At 72.8% G+C, this 19,545-nt stretch carries 18 protein-coding genes; 17 read left to right on the top strand and 1 reads right to left on the bottom strand.

Annotation, left to right across the window (positions count from 1 at the left end):
• Positions 1-151 precede the first annotated feature (151 nt).
• From ACIF6L_RS32810 to ftsH, 4 genes are all read left to right on the top strand, one after another.
• Positions 152-2,668 (top strand): [protein-PII] uridylyltransferase, encoded by a 2,517-nt coding sequence (locus ACIF6L_RS32810; RefSeq protein ID WP_396491285.1) that lies wholly within the window; start codon positions 152-154, stop codon positions 2,666-2,668.
• Between the two features lie 198 nt (positions 2,669-2,866).
• Positions 2,867-4,432 (top strand): signal recognition particle protein, encoded by a 1,566-nt coding sequence (ffh, locus tag ACIF6L_RS32805; protein ID WP_329492257.1) that lies wholly within the window; start codon positions 2,867-2,869, stop codon positions 4,430-4,432.
• 117 nt (positions 4,433-4,549) lie between these two features.
• Positions 4,550-5,092, top strand: coding sequence for a GNAT family protein (locus ACIF6L_RS32800; protein WP_329489765.1), 543 nt, complete (start codon positions 4,550-4,552; stop codon positions 5,090-5,092).
• 117 nt (positions 5,093-5,209) lie between these two features.
• A complete protein-coding gene (ftsH, locus tag ACIF6L_RS32795) occupies positions 5,210-7,153 on the top strand; it encodes an ATP-dependent zinc metalloprotease FtsH (RefSeq protein ID WP_329489766.1) in 1,944 nt (647 codons plus the stop codon).
• 197 nt (positions 7,154-7,350) lie between these two features.
• On the opposite strand, the gene ACIF6L_RS32790 is transcribed toward ftsH, so the two are convergent.
• Positions 7,351-8,175, bottom strand: coding sequence for a class I SAM-dependent methyltransferase (locus ACIF6L_RS32790; protein ID WP_396491286.1), 825 nt, complete (start codon positions 8,173-8,175; stop codon positions 7,351-7,353).
• A 276-nt stretch (positions 8,176-8,451) separates the two neighbouring features.
• Between ACIF6L_RS32790 and proS the strand changes: the two genes are divergently transcribed.
• The 13 genes from proS (at position 8,452) to ACIF6L_RS32725 (ending at position 19,519) form a co-directional block, all read left to right on the top strand.
• Positions 8,452-9,864 (top strand): proline--tRNA ligase, encoded by a 1,413-nt coding sequence (gene proS, locus ACIF6L_RS32785; RefSeq protein WP_329489768.1) that lies wholly within the window; start codon positions 8,452-8,454, stop codon positions 9,862-9,864.
• 104 nt (positions 9,865-9,968) lie between these two features.
• On the top strand, positions 9,969-10,346 hold the full coding sequence (locus ACIF6L_RS32780; RefSeq protein ID WP_396491287.1) for a hypothetical protein: 378 nt from the start codon (positions 9,969-9,971) through the stop codon (positions 10,344-10,346).
• Positions 10,347-10,672: 326 nt separating this feature from the next.
• A complete protein-coding gene (locus tag ACIF6L_RS32775; protein WP_329489769.1) occupies positions 10,673-11,251 on the top strand; it encodes a hypothetical protein in 579 nt (192 codons plus the stop codon).
• A 551-nt stretch (positions 11,252-11,802) separates the two neighbouring features.
• Positions 11,803-12,231 carry a 30S ribosomal protein S16 gene (gene rpsP / locus ACIF6L_RS32770; RefSeq protein ID WP_329489770.1) on the top strand — a complete coding sequence of 143 codons (429 nt, stop codon included), beginning with the start codon at positions 11,803-11,805 and terminating at the stop codon, positions 12,229-12,231.
• A 2-nt stretch (positions 12,232-12,233) separates the two neighbouring features.
• The gene (locus tag ACIF6L_RS32765; protein ID WP_030306741.1) at positions 12,234-12,473 is read left to right on the top strand and encodes an RNA-binding protein; all 240 of its coding nucleotides are present in this window, start codon (positions 12,234-12,236) and stop codon (positions 12,471-12,473) included.
• Positions 12,474-12,701: 228 nt separating this feature from the next.
• The gene (gene rimM / locus ACIF6L_RS32760; protein ID WP_396491288.1) at positions 12,702-13,334 is read left to right on the top strand and encodes a ribosome maturation factor RimM; all 633 of its coding nucleotides are present in this window, start codon (positions 12,702-12,704) and stop codon (positions 13,332-13,334) included.
• A 56-nt stretch (positions 13,335-13,390) separates the two neighbouring features.
• Entirely contained in the window at positions 13,391-14,209 is an 819-nt protein-coding gene (trmD, locus tag ACIF6L_RS32755; RefSeq protein ID WP_396491308.1) for a tRNA (guanosine(37)-N1)-methyltransferase TrmD, read from the top strand.
• 154 nt (positions 14,210-14,363) lie between these two features.
• On the top strand, positions 14,364-14,714 hold the full coding sequence (gene rplS / locus ACIF6L_RS32750) for a 50S ribosomal protein L19 (RefSeq protein ID WP_063347674.1): 351 nt from the start codon (positions 14,364-14,366) through the stop codon (positions 14,712-14,714).
• Positions 14,715-14,932: 218 nt separating this feature from the next.
• Positions 14,933-15,757 (top strand): signal peptidase I, encoded by an 825-nt coding sequence (gene lepB, locus ACIF6L_RS32745; protein WP_396491289.1) that lies wholly within the window; start codon positions 14,933-14,935, stop codon positions 15,755-15,757.
• Between the two features lie 175 nt (positions 15,758-15,932).
• Complete coding sequence (gene lepB, locus ACIF6L_RS32740; protein WP_396491290.1) at positions 15,933-16,697, top strand: signal peptidase I; 765 nt, start codon at positions 15,933-15,935, stop codon at positions 16,695-16,697.
• A 246-nt stretch (positions 16,698-16,943) separates the two neighbouring features.
• Positions 16,944-17,945 carry a signal peptidase I gene (lepB, locus tag ACIF6L_RS32735; protein WP_396491291.1) on the top strand — a complete coding sequence of 334 codons (1,002 nt, stop codon included), beginning with the start codon at positions 16,944-16,946 and terminating at the stop codon, positions 17,943-17,945.
• Between the two features lie 145 nt (positions 17,946-18,090).
• A complete protein-coding gene (gene lepB, locus ACIF6L_RS32730) occupies positions 18,091-18,846 on the top strand; it encodes a signal peptidase I (protein WP_359807847.1) in 756 nt (251 codons plus the stop codon).
• 199 nt (positions 18,847-19,045) lie between these two features.
• Positions 19,046-19,519 (top strand): NUDIX hydrolase, encoded by a 474-nt coding sequence (locus ACIF6L_RS32725; protein ID WP_396491292.1) that lies wholly within the window; start codon positions 19,046-19,048, stop codon positions 19,517-19,519.
• The last annotated feature ends 26 nt before the right edge of the window (positions 19,520-19,545 follow it).

Here is a 19,545-nt window from a genome sequence, read left to right as displayed (position 1 = left end):
CCGCCGGCGGGCCCGTGACCACCCCGTGGTCGCGGGTCCGCTGACGGCGTATCAGCGCTCCTCGCGCGAATCGGCGTTCCTCGCGCGACCCGGGCGCCGCCCGCTCGACCAGCGCGCGCTCAGACCGGACGACGACGGACGGGGACCCCCGATGACCACGCAGCCCGACCCGCCCTCCCGGCCCGCCGCCGGGCCCGCGACTCCCCCCGAGCGCCCGTCCGGGGAGTCGGGCCCGCCCGACCACGGCACCGCCCGGGCCCGACTGCTGGACACGCCCGGCCTCGTCAGCACCGCCCGCCGCACCGCGCTGGCCGCGCTCACCGACGAGTGGCTGGCCGGACTGCTGGCGGCGGCCGGTGCCCCGGCCGGCGTCGCCCTGGTCGCGGTCGGCGGCTACGGGCGCGGCGAACTCTCCCCGCGCAGCGACCTCGACGTCCTGCTGCTGCACGACGGTCCGCTCGACCCGGAACTGCCCGAACGCATCTGGTACCCGGTCTGGGACGCCGGCGCCTCGCTCGACCACTCCGTCCGCACCCTCGCCGAGGCCCGGACCGTCGCCGCCGACGATCTCAAGGCCCAGCTCGGCCTGCTCGACGCCCGGCACATCGCCGGCGACCGGGAGCTCACCGCCGGGCTGCGCTCCGCCGTGCTCGCCGACTGGCGCGCCGGCGCCCCGAACCGCCTACCCGAGCTGCGCGAACTCGGGCGCGAGCGGGCCGAGCGCCACGGCGAACTCTCCTTCCTGCTGGAGCCGGACCTCAAGGAGGCCCGCGGCGGCCTGCGCGACGTGGTCGCGCTCAACGCGATCGCCGCCACCTGGCTGGCCGACGCCCCGCGCGACGGCCTGGACGCCGCCGCCCTGCGGCTGGCGGACGTGCGGGACGCGCTGCACCTGGTCACCGGCCGGGCCACCGAGCGGCTCAGCCTCCAGGACCAGGACCAGGTCGCCGAACGGCTCGGCGTACTGGACGCCGACACCCTGCTGCGCCAGGTGTACGAGGCCGCGCGGACCATCGCCTACGCGAGCGACGTCACCTGGCGGGCGGTGGACCGGGTGCTGGCCGCCAGGACCACCCGGGGCCGGCGCTCCTCCCGGCTCTCCTTCCCGTTCACCGGCACCGGTCGGGGCGGCGGCGCGGTGGCCCGCGGCGCGGTCCAGCGCCGGCCGCTCGCCGAGGGCGTCGTCGAGCAGGACGGCGAGGCGGTGCTCGCCCAGGGGGCCCGCCCGGCCGCCGACCCAGTACTGCCGCTGCGCGCGGCGGCCGCGGCGGCCCAGAACGGGCTCACCATCTCCTACGCGACGGTCCGCCGGCTGGCCGCCGAGTGCCGCCCGCTGCCGGTGCCCTGGCCGGACGAGGCGCGCGAGCAACTGGTCACCCTGCTCGGCGCCGGGGAGGCCTGCCTGCCGGTCTGGGAGGCGCTGGAGGCGGAGGGGCTGATCACCCGGCTGCTGCCGGACTGGGAGCGCGTGCGCTGCCGTCCGCAGCGCAACGCGGTGCACCGCTGGACGGTCGACCGGCACCTGGTGGAGACGGCCGTGCGGGCCGCCGCGATGACCCGCCGGGTGGCCCGGCCGGACCTCCTGCTGGTCGCGGCGCTGCTGCACGACATCGGCAAGGGCTGGCCCGGCGACCACAGCGAGGCGGGCGAGGTGATCGTCCGCGACGTGGCCGCCCGGATGGGCTTCGACCACGAGTCCGTGGAGACCCTCGCCGTGCTGGTCCGCCACCACCTGACGCTGGTGGAGACCGCGACGCGGCGGGATCCGGACGACCCCGCCACGGTGGAGGCGATCACCAAGGTGGTCGCCACCCTGCCGCAGCTGGAGCTGCTGCACGCGCTGACCGAGGCCGACGCGACCGCCACCGGCCCGGCCGCCTGGAGCCGCTGGCGGGCCTCGCTGGTGGAGGGCCTGGCGGCCCGGGCCGCCGACCGGCTGGCCGGCGCGTACCCGTCGCCCGACCCGGGCCGGTGGGGCTCCCACGCCGGGGAGGCGGCGCCGACCGCCGAACAGGAGCGGCTCGCCGTCGAGGCGGCCCGTACGGGCGGTCCGGCGCTCTCGCTGCTGGCCCAGGCCGACGGGGACGACCAGCCGGGCGCCGAGCCGATGGGCGTGCGGCTGACCCTCGCCGTGCCCGACCGGCCGGGTCTGCTCGGCACGGTCGCCGGGGTGCTGGCCCTGCACCGGCTGACCGTCCGCTCGGCGGGCCTGCGCGAGCTGGACCCGATCGGCGCCGGCCCGGTCCTGCTGCTGTCCTGGACGGTGGCGGCCGAGTTCGGCGAGCTGCCCGAGGCGGCCCGGCTCCGGGCCGACCTGCGCCGGGCGCTGGACGGCTCGCTGGACGTCTCGCGGCGGCTCGCCGAGCGCGACGCGGCCGCCCCGCGCCGGCGCGGCATCCCCACCCCGCCACCGGTGGTCGCCGTGGCGCCCGAGGTGGCCTCGGCGACGGCGACGGTGCTGGAGGTGCGCGCCCATGACGCCCCCGGCCTGCTGCACCGGATCGGCCGGGCCCTGGACGGCGCCGGTGTCCGGGTCCGGACGGCGCACGTCAGCACGCTCGGGGCGGAGGCCGTGGACTCCTTCTACCTGACCGACCAGGCGGGCCGGCCGCTCTCCGGCCGGCGGGCCGGGGAGGTGGCGCAGGCCGTCCGGGCGGCGCTGGGCTGACCGGGCCCCGACGCCCGCCGGAGCCCCGTCGCCGCCCTCGCGGGGCGGCCGCGGGGCCTGCGGGCGGCCGTCGGAGCCGCCCGCTCCGGGCGCCCCCGGGCCGGTTCGTCCGGGGGTGGAGACCGTTGCCAGGGCGGCCGGATACCCTTGGGGGCGACGACCGTACTGATCCCGATGCCGCAGAGGACCCGCGACGACGTGTTCGACACCCTTTCCGATCGCCTCGCAGCGACGTTCAAGAACCTCCGGGGCAAGGGCCGCCTCAGCGAGGCGGACATCGACGCCACCACCCGCGAGATCCGCATCGCGCTGCTGGAGGCGGACGTCGCGCTGCCGGTCGTGCGGGCCTTCATCAAGCAGGTCAAGGAGCGCGCCCTCGGCGCCGAGGTCTCCGGCGCGCTGAACCCCGCCCAGCAGATCATCAAGATCGTCAACGAGGAGCTCATCGCGATCCTCGGCGGCGAGACCCGCCGGGTGAGGTTCGCCAAGAGCGGCCCCACGGTGATCATGCTCGCCGGCCTCCAGGGCGCCGGTAAGACCACCCTCGCCGGCAAGCTCGGCCACTGGCTGAAGCAGCAGAAGCACACCCCGCTGCTGGTCGCCTGCGACCTCCAGCGCCCCAACGCCGTCAACCAGCTCCAGGTGGTCGCGGAGCGCGCGGGCGTGGCCTTCTACGGCCCGCAGCCGGGCAACGGCGTCGGCGACCCGGTGCAGGTCGCCCGCGACTCGATCGAGTACGCCAAGCAGAAGCAGTACGACGTCGTCGTCGTCGACACCGCCGGCCGTCTGGGCATCGACGCCGAGCTGATGCAGCAGGCCGCCGACATCCGGGCCGCGGTGAACCCGGACGAGGTCCTGTTCGTCGTCGACGCGATGATCGGCCAGGACGCGGTCACCACCGCGCAGGCCTTCCTCGACGGTGTCGACTTCACCGGTGTGGTGCTGTCCAAGCTCGACGGCGACGCCCGCGGTGGCGCCGCCCTGTCGGTCGCGCACGTCACCGGCCGGCAGATCATGTTCGCCTCCAACGGCGAGAAGGTCGACGACTTCGACGCCTTCCACCCGGACCGGATGGCCTCGCGCATCCTCGGCATGGGCGACATGCTCTCGCTGATCGAGAAGGCCGAGCAGACCTTCTCGCAGGCCGAGGCCGAGAAGATCGCCTCCAAGCTGCAGGGCGGCGGCAAGGACTTCACGCTCGACGACTTCCTGGACCAGCTGGAGCAGGTCCGGAAGATGGGCTCGATCTCCAAGCTGCTGGGCATGCTGCCCGGCATGGGCCAGATCCGCGACCAGATCAACAACATCGACGACAAGGACGTCGACCGCGTCGGCGCGATCATCAAGTCGATGACCCCGGCCGAGCGGACCGACCCCAAGCTCATCAACGGCTCGCGCCGGCTGCGCATCGCCAAGGGTTCGGGCGTCCAGGTCGGCGAGGTCAACAACCTGGTCGAGCGGTTCTTCGAGGCCCGCAAGATGATGTCGGCGATGGCCTCCGGCAAGGGCATCCCCGGTATGCCGGGGATCCCGGGCATGGGCGGCGGCTCGAAGAAGTCCGCCAAGAAGGCCCCGGCCGCCAAGGGCAAGCGCAAGAGCGGCAACCCGCTGAAGCGCGCGCAGGAGGAGGCCGCGGCCGCCGAGCGCCGCGCGCTCGGCCCGGGCGCCGGCCAGCCGCCGGCCCAGGGCGGCGCCTTCGGCCTCGGCGCGGGCAAGGGCCCGTCCGACTTCGAGCTGCCCAAGGAGTTCAAGGACCTGCTGTAGGTCCTGTTGCAGGTCCTGCCGCGGTTCCCGCCGCCGCCCGCCCCCGGCACCGTCCGGGGCCGCCGTCGGCGTTCGAACGGCCCGCCACCCGGGGTATCCGGGTGGCGGGCCGTTCACATGTCCGATGATGGTGGGGTGAGAGTGACGATCAGGGCCCCACGGGCCGACGACGAGGTTCCGTACGCCGAGGCTGTCCGCCGGTCCGCCGAGCACATCGGGCGGTGGAACCCGGTCGAGCCGAACGGGCTCCCCGATCTCCTGGAGCGCCAGGGCGCCGGTCTGCGCACCTTCCTGATCGTCGATCAGGCCACCGGTGGGCTGGTCGGCAAGGTGAACGTCGCCAACATCGTGATGGGCCGGTTCTGCAACGGCGCGCTCGGCTACGACTCGTACGTGCCGTTCGCCGGGACCGGCCGGATGAGCGAGGGCATGCGGCTGGTGCTGGACCGCTGCTTCGCCCCGCAGACGGCCGGCGGTCTCGGCCTGCACCGGTTGGAGATCAACGTGCAGCCGGACAACGCGCGTTCGATCGGGCTGGCCAAGCGGCTCGGCTTCCGGCACGAGGGGTACACGCCCCGGATGCTGTTCCTGAGCGGCGCCTGGCGGGACCACGAGCGGTTCGCGCTGACCGCCGAGGAGTGGCCCGGCGCGGGGGAGTAGCGCGGCGCGGCGCGGGAGAGCGGCGCGGGGGGAGCGGCGCGGCTGGCGGGTGTCCGGGGCGCCCCGGGTGCCCGTGGTGCGGCCGTGCGGGCGCGGCGTTGCGGCTGTCTCACCCGGATGAATGTCCGTATTGTCCGACAGGTGACCGATCCCGTACCGCCGCGCCGGACCCCCGACCAGCCCTGGCGCTCCGAGGGTGCCCCACCCCCGCAGCCGCCCCGTCGCAAGATGCCCGGCGGCTGGATCGGCCTCGTGCTCACCGCCCTCGTGGTGTTCCTGATCACCGACCTGCTGCTGTCCTTCTTCGGCAACGCCGGCGCGACGACGATCTCCTACACGGAGTTCAACAACCAGCTCAACAACGGCAACGTCACCAAGATCTACTCCAAGGGCGACTCCATCGAGGGCACCCTCAAGAACGCGGCACCCAAGCCGGACGGCGCCAAGGGCGACTACACCGAGTTCGACACCCAGCGCCCGTCCTTCGCGGGCGACAGCCTCTGGACCACCCTCCAGCAGCAGGGCGTCGAGGTCACCGCCAAGCCGGTGGTCCAGCAGCGCAGCTTCCTCGCCAACCTGCTGATCTCGCTCGCCCCGATGCTCCTGCTGATCCTGATCTGGGTGCTGCTGGCCCGCCGGATGGCCGGCGGCATGGGCGGCGGCCCGCTCGGCCGCAAGGCCCCGCCCAAGCCGGTCACCGCCGAGCAGGGCAAGCGCACCACCTTCGCCGACGTGGCCGGCATCGACGAGGTCGAGGCCGAACTCGCCGAGGTGGTCGACTTCCTGAAGAACCCGCAGCACTACCGGCGGCTCGGCGCCAAGATGCCGCGCGGGGTGCTGCTCGCCGGTCCGCCCGGCACCGGCAAGACCCTGCTCGCCCGGGCCGTCGCCGGCGAGGCCGACGTGCCGTTCTTCTCCGCCTCGGCCTCGGAGTTCATCGAGATGATCGTCGGCGTCGGCGCCGGCCGGGTCCGGGAGCTGTTCGCGGAGGCCCGCAAGGTCGCCCCCGCGATCGTCTTCATCGACGAGATCGACACCATCGGCCGCCAGCGCGGCGGCAGCGGCGGCATGGGCGGCCACGACGAGCGCGAGCAGACGCTCAACCAGATCCTCACCGAGATGGACGGCTTCACCGGCTCCGAGGGCGTCATCGTCATCGCCGCCACCAATCGGGCGGACGTCCTCGACCCGGCCCTGCTGCGCCCCGGCCGCTTCGACCGGCGGATCACCGTCAGCCCGCCGGACCGCGACGGCCGCGCGGCCATCCTGCGGATCCACACCCGGGCCGTCCCGCTGGCCGGGGACACCGATCTCCACCAGCTGGCCAAGGTCACCCCCGGCATGACCGGCGCCGAGCTGGCGAACCTGGTCAACGAGGCCGCCCTGCTGGCCGTCAAGCGCAAGCAGGACGCGGTGGGGGAGCGGGACCTCTCGGACGCGCTGGAGAAGGTCCAGCTGGGCGCCGTCCGGCCGCTGGTCATGCCGCAGGCCGAGCGGGAGCGCACGGCGTACCACGAGAGCGGCCACGCCCTGCTCGGCATGCTCCAGCCCGGCGCCGACCCGGTCCGCAAGATCACCATCGTGCCGCGCGGCCGCGCCCTCGGCGTCACCCTGTCCACCCCCGAGACCGACCGCTACTCGTACACCGAGCCCTACCTGCGCGGCCGGATCATCGGCGCGCTCGGTGGGATGGCCGCCGAGCAGGTGGTCTACGGGGTGATCACCACCGGTGCGGAGAGCGACCTGGAGCAGGTCACCAACATCGCCCGGGGGATGGCCGGCCGCTGGGGGATGAGCGAGCGGGTCGGCCGGCTCACCGCCGTCCCCTCCGACCCGCAGGGCGCGTACGGGCTCTCCGCGGCGCCGACCACGCTGGACGCGGTCGACGAGGAGGCCCGGCGGATCGTCGCCGAGTGCTACGAGGAGGCGGTGCGGCTGCTGACCGAGCAGCGGGCCAGGCTGGACGCGCTGGCGGCCGCGCTGCTGGAGGCCGAGACGCTGGACGAGGAGGCGGCGTACCGGGCCGCCGGGGTGCCCCGGAAGGCGCTCGACCAGGCGTGAGCCGGCCGACCGGGGGCGTCCGCGATGGCTGCGGGCGCCCCCGGTCCGGCTCCGGTGGTGGGGCGGTGCGGCGGCTGGGCTGTCCTGTTCGGCTGTTCGGCTGTTCGGGCTGTTCGGCGGCTCGGTGGTGCCGTGGTGCGGTTCTGTCGCGCCGTGGGCCACGTGGTCGCTCGCCGGTCGCTCCGGGGCCGGTCGGGCTACCGCGGCTGGTCGGCGATCAGGTACCGGAACACGTTCTCCATCCGGACCGAGCCGTCCGGCCGCAGGTACGGCTGCAGCGCCTCCTCCAGCTCCTTCGCCACCAGCGACAGCCCGGAGAAGTCCGCCGCCGCGTCGTAGAGGCCGGTGGAGAGCAGTCCGCGCACCGCGCTGTCCAGGTCCGGATAGGCGAACGGGCAGCTCACCCGGCCGCTGCCGGCCGGGCGCAGGCGGGCCGGCCCGAGCAGGTCCTCCAGGGCGCCGGGCGTGCTCAGCCCGAACGGGTCGCGTGCGGTGGTGCGCCCCGCCATCCGCCGGGCCACGTCCAGGACGGCCGCGCTCTCACAGCGCTCCGGCGGGCCCCAGGCGGCCAGCACCACGTGCCCGCCGCGCAGCGTCAGCCGGGCCGCGTCGGTCACCACGCGCTGCGGATCGGCGGCCCCCGGCAGCTGCTCGAAAACCGTGACCAGCGAATAGGCCGAGCGGGGGACCTCCGCCGGTGGCCGGGCACCCGCGCCCACCTTCAGCCGACGGTCCCGCGCCAGCTCGCGCAGCTCGTCGTGCGGCTCCAGACCGGCGACCTGGGCGCCCCGCCCGGCGGCCAGCAGCAGCGCCAGGCCGGAGCGGCAGCCCAGGCCGAGCACGCTGCTCGCCGGGCCGACCTCCAGCCGGGCGTAGACCGCCTCGTAGAGCGGTACCAGCATGCGTTCCTGGATCTCCGCCCAGTCGCGCGCCCGCGCGGGCCACGCCCCCGCGGCCCGCCGGTCGTGCGGATGTGCGCCTGTGGGTCGTACGGTCGTGCCGGTCGTTCGAGCTGAAGCCATCGCGGCCTCCCATCCGGTCCTTCGGTGTCCTGCTACGGCTCCCCCAAAGTCCCGCCCCACTCCAGCGAACAGCGGCTCGGGCGCGGCGTCCAGAGGGGTGCAGGGTGGTGCGCGCGTGTCGCGGTCGTGCGCCCCCTGGCGGAACCGGGGCGCCCTTCGGCCGCCGGGCGGCCCGGGCACCGTCCCGGCCCGGGCGGGAAGGGGACGGCTTGCGCGCGAACCGGTTCCGTGGAACGGATTCGAAGTCAGGCCCCTTGTCCCCGTACCATTCGCCCCATGGCAAAGGCACCCGTTCTCACCCCCCAGGCGGACGACTTCCCGCGCTGGTACCAGGACCTCATCAACAAGGCCGAGCTGGCCGACAACGGTCCGGTGCGCGGCACCATGGTCATCCGACCGTACGGCTACGGCCTGTGGGAGCGGATGCAGCAGGAGATGGACGCCCGCATCAAGAAGGCAGGCGCGCAGAACGCCTACTTCCCGATGTTCATCCCGCAGTCCTACCTGACCAAGGAAGCGGAGCACGTCGAGGGCTTCGCCCCCGAGCTCGCCGTGGTCACCCACGGCGGCGGCAAGCAGCTGGACGAGCCGGTCGTCGTCCGGCCGACCTCCGAGACCATCATCAACGAGTACTTCTCGAAGTGGGTGCAGAGCCACCGCGACCTGCCCCTGCTGATCAACCAGTGGGCCAACGTGGTCCGCTGGGAGCTGCGTCCGCGGGTCTTCCTGCGGACCACCGAGTTCCTCTGGCAGGAGGGCCACACCGCCCACGCCACGTACGAGGACGCCCGCGAGTACGCCTCGATGATCCACACCCAGGTCTACGGCGACTTCATGACCAACGTGCTCGGCATCGACGTCGTGCTCGGCCGCAAGACCGCCAAGGAGCGCTTCGCCGGCGCGATCAACACCCTCACCCTCGAAGGCATGATGGGCGACGGCAAGGCGCTGCAGATGGGCACCAGCCACGAGCTGGGCCAGAACTTCGCCAAGGCGTTCAACACCACCTACCAGCTCCAGGGCGCCGAGCGCGAGTACGTCTGGCAGACCTCCTGGGGCGTCTCGACCCGTATGGTCGGCGGCCTGATCATGTCCCACGGCGACGACAACGGCCTGCGGGTGCCCCCGCGCCTGGCCGCCGTCCAGGCCGTCGTCCTCGCCATCAAGGGCGACGACGCGGTCATCGCCAAGGTGCGCGAGATCGGCGCCCGGCTGGAGGCCGTCGGCATCCGCGTGGTCGTCGACGACCGCACCGACACCCCGTTCGGCCGCCGCGCCGTGGACTGGGAGCTCAAGGGCGTGCCGCTGCGCATCGAGGTCGGCCCGCGCGACCTGGAGAACGGCACCGCGATGCTGGCCCGCCGCATCCCCGGCGGCAAGGAGCCGGTCTCGATCGACGCGCTGGCCGAGCTGCTCCCGGGTGTCCTGGAGGAGGACCAGGCGCTGCTGCTGCGCCAGTCCCGCGAGCGCCGCGAGTCCCGCACGGTCGACGTGACCAACCTGGACGAGGCCGTCGAGGCCGCCGCCACCGGCTGGGGCCGGATCTCCTGGGCCGAGCTGGGCCCGGAGGGCGAGGCCAAGCTGGCCGAGCAGGGCGTCTCGGTGCGCTGCATCGTGGCCGCCGACGGCTCGGTGCCGCAGACGGACGACCAGGACGGCAACATCGCGATCGTGGCCCGCGCCTACTGATCGGCTGCTGAGCGGCGACTGACCGGCCGCTGACCGGCCACGTCCACCGAACGGCCCGCGCCGCCCACTGAACGGCGCGCGGATCCGCCGGCGCACCTGCAGCGGTGCGCCGGCGGATCCGCGTCTGCGGGGGCGTTCGGGTCGTTGGGCTGCTGCGGCTGCTGCGGCTGCTGCGGCTGCTGCGGCTGCTGCGGCTGCTGGGGCTGCTGGGGCTTCTGGTGGTGCTCGGGCCGCTGGGCCGCTCGGACGTGGGCGCACCGGCGGATCTCGGGCCGGTTGACCCGCGGGCCCGCGGGACGGGCCTGGTGCGGTCTCGGGACGCCCCGGGCGAGGCGATGGCTGACGTTGGTCGTCGATGTTGGAAACCGACAGGTACTGGCGATTTCTGGCAGCTGACGGCAATGATCCGGCAGCTGCCCGACAACCGTGAGACATCCGTCGGACATCCGGTCGACAACCGCCGTCGGGAATTCCGGCGGTAACCGTCCGGTGGCCGTCTCACCAGTCGACATCCCTACTGGCCGGTCAACTGCCGGTATTAACGGAATAGCGGTACGGTGTACGGCCCGTGGCCCTGTCAACTCGACAGGACCGCGGGCCGTACGTCCTGGGTGCGACAGCCCGCCCCCCGGACGGAAATGACGAGGTCCGCCGAGCTACGACGGGCCCAAACCGGCAGGGGGTTGGTCTTGCGTCAGATCCGGAACGCGCATTTCGCGCGCGCTCGTACATTCCTGAGAGTTTCCTGGGAATTCCAGGAGATCGGGAACACGCGGAACATCGGCTCGCACTCCGTCGTTGGTCTAGCGTGAGCACGACACAGCCCCTCGTTCTCGCGGCCGAACTGGCCGCCGCCTGGAGTGACATCCAGGCCTTCCATCAGGACCTCCCCGACCTCGCCTCGCCCGAGGCGTTGATCGGCGAGTCCTCCTCGGCCTGTGGCACGCGGCTCGGATTCGAGCGGCTCCTCCACGAGGCTGCCCACGGTCTGGCCGCGGCCCGGGACATCCGGGACACCTCGCGGGCCGGCCGCTACCACAACCGGCGCTTCCTGCTCCTGGCTTCCGAGCTGGGCCTGGCGCACCCGGTCGAGCCGCATGCGAGCAGCGGCTTCTCCCAGGTGACCATGCTCAAGGAGACGCAGGAGCGGTACGCCGAGACCATCGAGCGGCTGGACCGGGCCCTCGGCGCCCACCAGGAGGCGGTGGCCGGGGACGGCGTCTCGCGCGCCTTCCGCGGCCCGGCGGCCCGGCACGGCTCCTCCGGGGGCGGCGTCCGGGTCAAGGCGGTCTGCGGGTGCGGGCGCAACGTCCGCGTCGTGCCGTCGGTCCTCGCGCAGGCGTCCATCGTCTGCGGTGCCTGCCAGCAGCCGTTCAAGATCGCGTAGCGTGGGGAGCCGGCCGGCGACTGTGCGGGCAGTGCGTCCGGCCGGAGCGATCGACGGCCTCGGCCGGCAGGGCTGATCGGGACGACCGATCGGCGGCCCTGACCGGTGGCTGTGATGTGTTGGGCTGACCGGGAGCGGGGGCTCCCGGTCGACCTGTTTCGGCGGTCGGCCACGGGTGGACCGCGCCGGCCGGTGGTGCGGCGGTCCGAGTGGTGGGCCGGTGGGGGGCGGTGGCGGGCCGGGGCCGGGTGTCGGTCGGGCGGCTCCGGGGAGGGGCTGTGCCGGTCGGGTGCCGGGCAGTGCCGGACGAGCGCTTCTCAGCGTGACCGGGCGTTGACCGGGCGGCTTCGGGCCGTGGTCGGTGGCGGTCGGGCCGAGCGGGCGGCGGCGAGGCGGTTCGCGCCGGTATGGCAGAATGGACAGCTGAGTACTCGGCAGCCGAGCAGGACCCCTCTCTCCTACGGCTGGCGTGTCCCTTGAACGGCCAGCCTCGCAACCCCACGCGACGGTGCGGCCGCTCACCCACGTCAACACCAGGAGAATCCACTCCCGTGGCAGTCAAGATCAAGCTCAAGCGTCTCGGCAAGATTCGCTCCCCGCACTACCGCATCGTCGTCGCCGACTCGCGCACCAAGCGTGACGGCCGCGCGATCGAGGAGATCGGCATCTACCAGCCGACCTACAACCCCTCGAAGATCGAGGTCGACGGCGAGCGCGCCCAGTACTGGCTGTCCGTCGGCGCCCAGCCGACCGAGCCGGTTCTCGCCATCCTCAAGCTGACCGGCGACTGGCAGAAGTTCAAGGGCCTGCCGGCCCCGGCTCCGCTGCTGGTTGCCGAGCCCAAGGTCGAGGACTTCTCGCACCTGTTCGCGAAGGCCGTCGCCGGCTTCGAGGACGCCACCACCGGTGTTGCCATCACCCCGAAGGCCAAGAAGTCGGACAAGGCCGAGGCTGACGCCGACGCCGCCGTCGAGGCCTGATCGTGATCGAGGACGCCCTCGACCACTTGGTGAAGGGCATCGTCGAGCACCCCGACGAGGTGCAGGTGCGTTCGCGCAACCTGCGTCGGGGGAACACCATCGAGGTGCGTGTGCACCCCGATGACCTCGGCAAGGTGATCGGCCGGGGCGGCCGCACGGCGCGTGCACTACGCACCGTTGTCGGCGCCCTCGGCGGTCGCAACGTCCGTGTCGACCTGGTCGACGTGGACAGCATTCGCTGACGCTGCTGCTCGTTCAGCCGTCAGGCTTGAGGCCGGTCGGGACGCATGTCGTCCCGGCCGGCCTTTCTCTGTTCCCGACCGCCTTCTCGCCGTGCCCCCGCCTCCGCGGCCCTGTGCTCCAGTGCCGGGACCCGTCACGGCGACCACACCGTTGGTACCCCGTACCAGCACCCACACCCAGTGCCCAGCGCCGGCACCCAGCACCCAGCACCCAGGAGAACGATCACCGTGCAGCTCGTCGTCGGTAAGATCGGCCGCGCCCACGGCATCAAGGGGGATGTCAGCGTCGAGGTCCGCACCGATGAGCCGGAACTCCGGCTCGGTCCCGGTGCCGTCCTCCTCACCGACCCCGCGTCGGCCGGACCGCTGACCGTCGAGTCCGGCAAGGTGCACAGCGGTCGGCTGCTGCTGCGCTTCGCCGGCGTCAAGGACCGCAACGACGCAGAGGCCCTGCGCGGCACCGTCCTGATCGCCGAGGTCGACCCGGAGGAGAGCCCCGAGGACCCGGAGGAGTACTACGACCACCAGCTGATCGGTCTGGACGTCGTCCTGCTCGACGGCACCCCGGTCGGTGAGCTCACCGAGGTCGTCCACCTCCCCTACCAGGACCTGCTCACGGTGGAGAAGCCCGACGGGACGGAGGTGCTGGTGCCCTTCGTCACCCGCATCGTGCCGACCATCGACCTGGAGAACCAGCGCGTCGTCATCGACCCGCCGGGCGGCCTGATCGACCCGGAGCAGGCCGAGGTCGTGCGGGGCGAGTCGGACGACGCGGATGCGTCGGACGGGTCGGAGGGGTCAGACAGGTCGGACGGGTCGGACGGGTCGGACGAGTCGGTGGATCCGGAGGAGTCGGAGTGACCGCCGAGGAACTGTCGCCGCAGGAGCCGCCCGCGGTGCGGGGCGTCCAGGACGGGATGCGGATCGACGTCGTCACGATCTTCCCCGAGTACCTGGAGCCGCTGAACATCTCCCTGGTCGGCAAGGCCCGCGCCCGCGGTCAGCTGGATGTGCACGTCCACGACCTGCGCGGCTGGACGCACGACATCCACCGCACGGTGGACGACAGCCCGTACGGCGGCGGACCGGGCATGGTGATGAAGCCCGAGCCGTGGGGCGAGGCGCTGGACGGCGTGCTGAGCGCGGGCCCCGACGGGGAGGTGCCCACGCTGGTGGTGCCCACCCCGAGCGGGCGCCCCTTCACCCAGGAGCTGGCCCAGGAACTCGCCGGACGCCCGTGGCTCACCTTCACTCCGGCCCGGTACGAGGGCATCGACCGGCGGGTGATCGAGGAGGCGGCCACCCGGATGCCGGTGGTCGAGGTGTCGATCGGCGACTACGTCCTGGCCGGCGGCGAGGTCGCCGTGCTGGTGATGGTCGAGGCGATCGCCCGGCTGCTGCCCGGGGTGCTCGGCAACGCCGAGTCCCACCGGGACGACTCCTTCGCGCCCGGCGCCATGGCCGACCTGCTGGAGGGCCCGGTCTACACCAAGCCCGCCGAGTGGCGCGGCCGGACCGTGCCGGACGTCCTGCTCAGCGGCAACCACGGCCGGATCGCCCGCTGGCGGCGCGAGCAGGCCTTCGCCCGGACCCTGGCGAACCGCCCCGATCTGGTCGAGCGCTGGCAGTACGGCGGCTTCGACAAGAAGGACCGTGAGGCGCTGAGCATCCTCGGCCTGGCCTGGGACGAGCAGCTCGGTCGATTTCGGTCTGTGGTCGACGGTGTGGAACAATAGGTCGCTGCTGTCTGTCGCTGGTCTCCTCACGTAGGAGTCACGTGGTCCGGTGCCCTCGCCACGGGGGGAACATCGCCAACCGATGCGGCCCGCAGCGAACCCCATTGTGACGAACTTCCGTGGGCGGCCCGTGGCGCCTGCGATGGAGAGCAACATGAGCAACAAGCTCGCTGCTGTCGACGCGGCCTCGCTGCGTAGCGACATTCCGGCCTTCCGCGCCGGTGACACCCTGAAGGTCCACGTCCGGGTCATCGAGGGCAACCGCTCTCGTGTCCAGGTCTTCCAGGGCGTCGTCATCCGCCGCCACGGCGCCGGTGTCGGCGAGACCTTCACCGTTCGCAAGGTCAGCTTCAACGTCGGCGTGGAGCGCACCTTCCCGGTGCACACCCCGGTCGTCGAGAAGATCGAGGTCGTGACCCGCGGTGCGGTTCGCCGCGCCAAGCTGTACTACCTGCGTGACCTCCGCGGCAAGGCCGCGAAGATCAAGGAGAAGCGCGACCGCTGATCCACCGTCCCCCGGTACTCCCGGGGGATCGGAGCGCTCTAGGGGGCGCGGCTGCCGCACGGTAAGCTCACCCCCCGATGAGCACGCACGAACCATCCGCGGACCGCGACGGCTGTCCCGCACCCACCGGTGCGGACTCGCCGTCGCGGTCCGCGGCCGTTTCCACGACCGCGCCCGCCACGGCGCCGGTGCCCGCCACGGCGCCGATGGTGGAGCCGGTGCTCGAGCCGGGCACCCGGCGCGTCCCCGAGGCCCAGGCGCCCCGGGAGGCGGTCCCGGAATCCGAGCGGACCTCGGCCGACGGCTCGGTGGAGGACTCGGCGGACGTTTCGGCCGACGTTTCGGTGGACGAGCCCGGGGTGGTGTCTCGTTCGCGCTCGCGTGACCTCCTTCTGCTGGTGGGTATCTGCCTGCTGTCCCTGCTCCTGGTGAACGCATTCGTGGCGCGGCCGTTCGCGGTGCCGTCCGGGTCGATGGAGAACAGCCTGCGCCCGGGCGACCGCCTGATCGCGAACCAACTGGCCTACTCCTTCGGAGGGCATCCGCAGCGCGGTGACGTGGTGGTCTTCGACGGGAGGGGCTCCTTCCTGCGTGGGTCGGCCGAGCCGACCGGGTTCGGGAACGCACTGCGCTCGCTCGTCCGGGATCTCGGACTTGCGCCGGCCGACGACTCGGTCTACGTCAAGCGCGTCATCGGCGTCGGCGGGGACCGGGTGACCAGTACCGGGCCGGGCGCGCGGATCACCGTCAACGGCGTACCGGTCGACGAGTCCTCCTACCTCGCACCGGGGGACGAGCCGTCGAAGGTGGCCTTCGATGTGGTCGTGCCGGCCGGAAAGCTGTGGGTCATGGGGGACCACCGCGATGCCTCCCGTGACTCGCGGGACCACCTGGGTGAGCCCGGTGGCGGGTTCGTGCCCGAGGGCAAGGTGATCGGACGGGCGGAGTGGGTGGTCTACCCGGTCGGCCACTGGACCGGCCTGGACCGGTCGGCGGCGTTCGCCGCGGTAGGGGGGACCGGTGGCCATGGGGACCAGAGGTAGGGGCCGCCTGGCGGACCGACCGTCCGACGCGGTACCGGACGATCCGGCGGGAGCACGCGGACCGGGGGCGACCGGCCTGGAGGCAGCGACGCCCATCCGCGGGCGGGCCGACCGTCGGCGTACCGCCCGCCGGGCCGCCCGCCGCCGCAAGCGCTCGCTCCTGCACGAGATCCCGTTGATCGTCCTGGTGGCACTGCTGGTGGCACTGGTGATGAAGACCTTCATGGTGCAGGTGTTCGTCATCCCCTCCGGTTCGATGGAGCAGACCATCCAGATCGGCGACCGGGTGCTGGTGGACAAGCTCACCCCCTGGTTCGGTGCCGAGCCGGGGCGCGGCGACGTCGTGGTGTTCAAGGATCCGGGCGGTTGGCTGGAGGCCGATCACAAGCCGTCCACGGACGGGCCCGTGCTTCGCGGGGCGAAGCAGGTCCTCACTTTCGTCGGGCTGCTGCCGTCCGACAGCGAGCAGGATCTGATCAAGCGGGTGATCGGTGTCGGCGGGGACACCGTGGAGTGCTGCGACGAGCAGGGCCGCCTCAGCGTCAACGGCACGGCGGTGGACGAGCCGTACCTGTCGCCGGGCAACCCGCCGTCCCGCCAGCCGTTCAAGGTGAAGGTGCCGCAGGGGCGGCTCTGGGTGATGGGCGACCATCGGGATGTGTCGGCCGACTCCCGTTTTCACATGGGTAATCCGGGGCAGGGCACCATCCCACTGAGTGGTGTGGTCGGTCAGGCGTTCGTGGTGGCCTGGCCGGTCGGCCGGGTCCATCAACTTGATGCGCCGGGTTCACTCTCCTCGCTGGCCCGGTCCGCGGACGTCCGTGGAACTGGGCCGGAAGCGATGGATGTTGGGCCGCTTCCGAAGGAACCTCCGCTCGTTATGGGTGTGTTGGGCATCCTTCCGCTCATCGGCCGAAGGCCTGGGCGGCCTCGGGAGTAGGCCCGGCTGACCGGTGGAGGGCCGGCCGGCGTGCGTGGGAGCGCGAGCCGGATGCCTGGGAGTGATAGAGAAGTGCTGGTGCGGCCGGTACGCGACAACGGCCGCGTCCGGAGGCTGTGCCGGTGTCAGGTGTCCCCGAAGAGGGCGGCCCTGGCGCCGGGGCACGGTCGATGGTGGAGGTAGTGCCCGCTGTGCGGCACTGTGAGCGCGGACGCGCAGGCGTCCGCACAGCTGGGAGGAGACGTTGTGGGGGATTTGGTGATCGGCGCCCGCTCAGGCGCCGGAGAGCCCGAGGGCTCCGGTCATCGGGCGGAACGGTCGACGGAGTCCGCGGTGTCTTCGAGTTCCGCGGAGGACGCGGCGGTTCAGTCCGCGGACGAGCAGGGCCGTGGTGCGGGCGACGGTTCCGACGCCCGGGACGACGTGAGCTCTGACGGCGGGTCGGAGGAGAAGGCCGGCGGCAAGGAGCACAAGCAGCGCTCGTTCTGGAAGGAACTGCCGATTCTGATCGGCATCGCGCTGGTCCTGGCGCTGGTGATCAAAACTTTCTTCGTCCAGGCGTTCTCCATTCCGTCGGAGTCGATGCAGAACACGCTTCAGGTCGGCGACCGCGTCCTGGTGGACAAGCTGACCCCGTGGTTCGGAGCCGAGCCCGAGCGGGGCGAGGTCGTGGTGTTCCACGACCCGGGCGGCTGGCTGGCGGACGAGCCCACCAAGCAGAGCGACAACTCCTTCGTGCGGGGGGTGCAGGACGTGCTCAGCTTCGTCGGCCTGATGCCCTCCGAGAACGAGAAGGACCTGATCAAGCGGGTCATCGCGGTCGGTGGGGACACCGTCGAGTGCGAGGGCGAGGGGCCGGTCAAGGTCAACGGGATCGCTCTCAACGAGCCGTATGTGTTCCCCGGTAACACCCCCTGCGGGACGAAGCCCTTCGGCCCGGTGAAGGTGCCGGACGGCCGGATCTGGGTGATGGGTGACCACCGCGCGGACTCGCTGGACTCCCGCTTCCACATGGACCAGCCGGGTGGCGGCACCGTTCCGGTGGACGAGGTCATCGGACGGGCTTTCGTGGTGGCCTGGCCGATCAACCACTGGTCGACGCTGCCGGTGCCGGACACCTTCGACCAGAAGGGTCTGGCGGCGGCCGTGCCGTTCGTTCCGCCCGTGGCCGGCGCGGTCGGCGCGGTCGGCCTGCTTCCGCTGGTGCGCCGGCTGAAGGGCCGGTCGGAGCGCGCGAAGCGGTCCTGACCACCACCGGGTCGCCCCCGGGTCTTGCGCGGGCCGTGGTACCGACGAGTAATCTGCTCGGACGTGCCACGGCCCGCCGGGTTTTCCGCCTGTGGCCCCGGCGTGCCATGAGCGGTCCCGGGTCAGGCAGGGGTGGATGGTTTCGATGAGCAGTGTCGCGACACCGACGGCGGACCGCCCGCCCGCGCCCGGACGGTCCCGGCCCAAGCCGGCCGCGGTGCTGCAGGGCGTGCTGATCGGGCTCGGTCTGGTCCTGCTGGTCGGCGGCTTCGTGGTCATGGCGCTGGACTACCGGCCGTACGGCATTCCGACCGGCTCGATGACCCCGACGCTCAAGGTCGGAGACACCGTCGTCGCCCGGCAGATCGACGGCAAGGATGTCGGCCGGGGTGACGTCGTGGTCTTCCGCGACCAGGCGTGGGGCGGTGAACTCATGGTCAAGCGCGTGGTCGCGGTCGGCGGGGACACCGTGGCGACCACCGGGGACGACCAACGGCTGACCGTCAACGGCAAGCCGGTGGAAGAGCCGTACCTGGAGGCGCAAGGCCCGCAGGGGAGCGCGTTCAGCGTGGACGTGCCTCCTGGCCGGCTCTTTCTGCTGGGAGACAACCGGCAGGGGTCGCTCGACTCCCGCCTCCACCTGGAGGTCGACGGCGGCACGATCCCCGCCACCGAGGTGGAGGCCCGGGTGGAGGCCACCGTCCTGCCCTTCGGCCGGACGGGTCTGTTCGCCCGCACCACCGCCTTCGACGCGCTCGGTGGGCCCAAGGCCGGCGAGCCGGGACCGTTGGAGCCGGCCTTCTACGCCACCGTTGTAGGCGCGGCGATGATCGTCGTGACCTGTGGGGTGAGCGGGGCGGCCGGTGCGGCCCGCCGGCTGGGACGCCGCCGCGACGCTTGACGGGTGCCACAGCCGCCGCTCCGGCGGGCGCCGCCGCCCCGGTCGGCGGCGCAGCCTCAGTTCGAGTCGGCGCCGACGGCCGCGCGACCGCCGGTGACCGTGGCCCGATCGCTCTGCCGAACATCGCCCCGGCAGGTCCTGCCGGGTGGCAGGATCGAGGGGATCGGCCCGACGAACGAGGGGAGGGGGGAGGGCGGCGATGACGGCCAAGCACCGCAAGGCTTCACGGATCCTGCTGTTGGACGGGCAGGACCGCCTGCTTCTCTTCCGGGGCTCGGATCCGGTGGTGCCGGACGTCACCTGGTGGTTCACCCCCGGAGGAGGCCTGGAACCGGGGGAGAGCATTCGCGAGGCCGCGGTGCGCGAGCTCGCCGAGGAGACGGGGCTGCGGGGCGTGGACCTGGGGCCCGTGGTTGCGTACGACACGGTTTCGTACTCCTTTCGGGAGCAGCGCTACGAACAGGAGCAGTGGTTCCACCTGGCCCGGACCGTGGAGACGGTGCTCGATCATTCGAGGATGGGCAGGGACGAGCACGCCGAACTGCTCGCGGCACGCTGGTGGACGGTCGAGGAGCTGGGGGAGACCGCCGAAACGATCTATCCGATCGGGCTGGCGGACTTCGTGGGGCGACTGCTGGCCGAGGGGCCGCCAGTCACGCCGGTAAGGCTCTGAGGGTGAGTGCGGTGGTCCACAATGGG

The sequence above is a fragment of the Kitasatospora sp. NPDC086009 genome (genome assembly GCF_044540385.1).
In the GTDB taxonomy this organism is placed as follows: Bacteria; Actinomycetota; Actinomycetes; order Streptomycetales; family Streptomycetaceae; genus Kitasatospora.
This window is presented reverse-complemented; position numbering and strand designations above follow the sequence as displayed.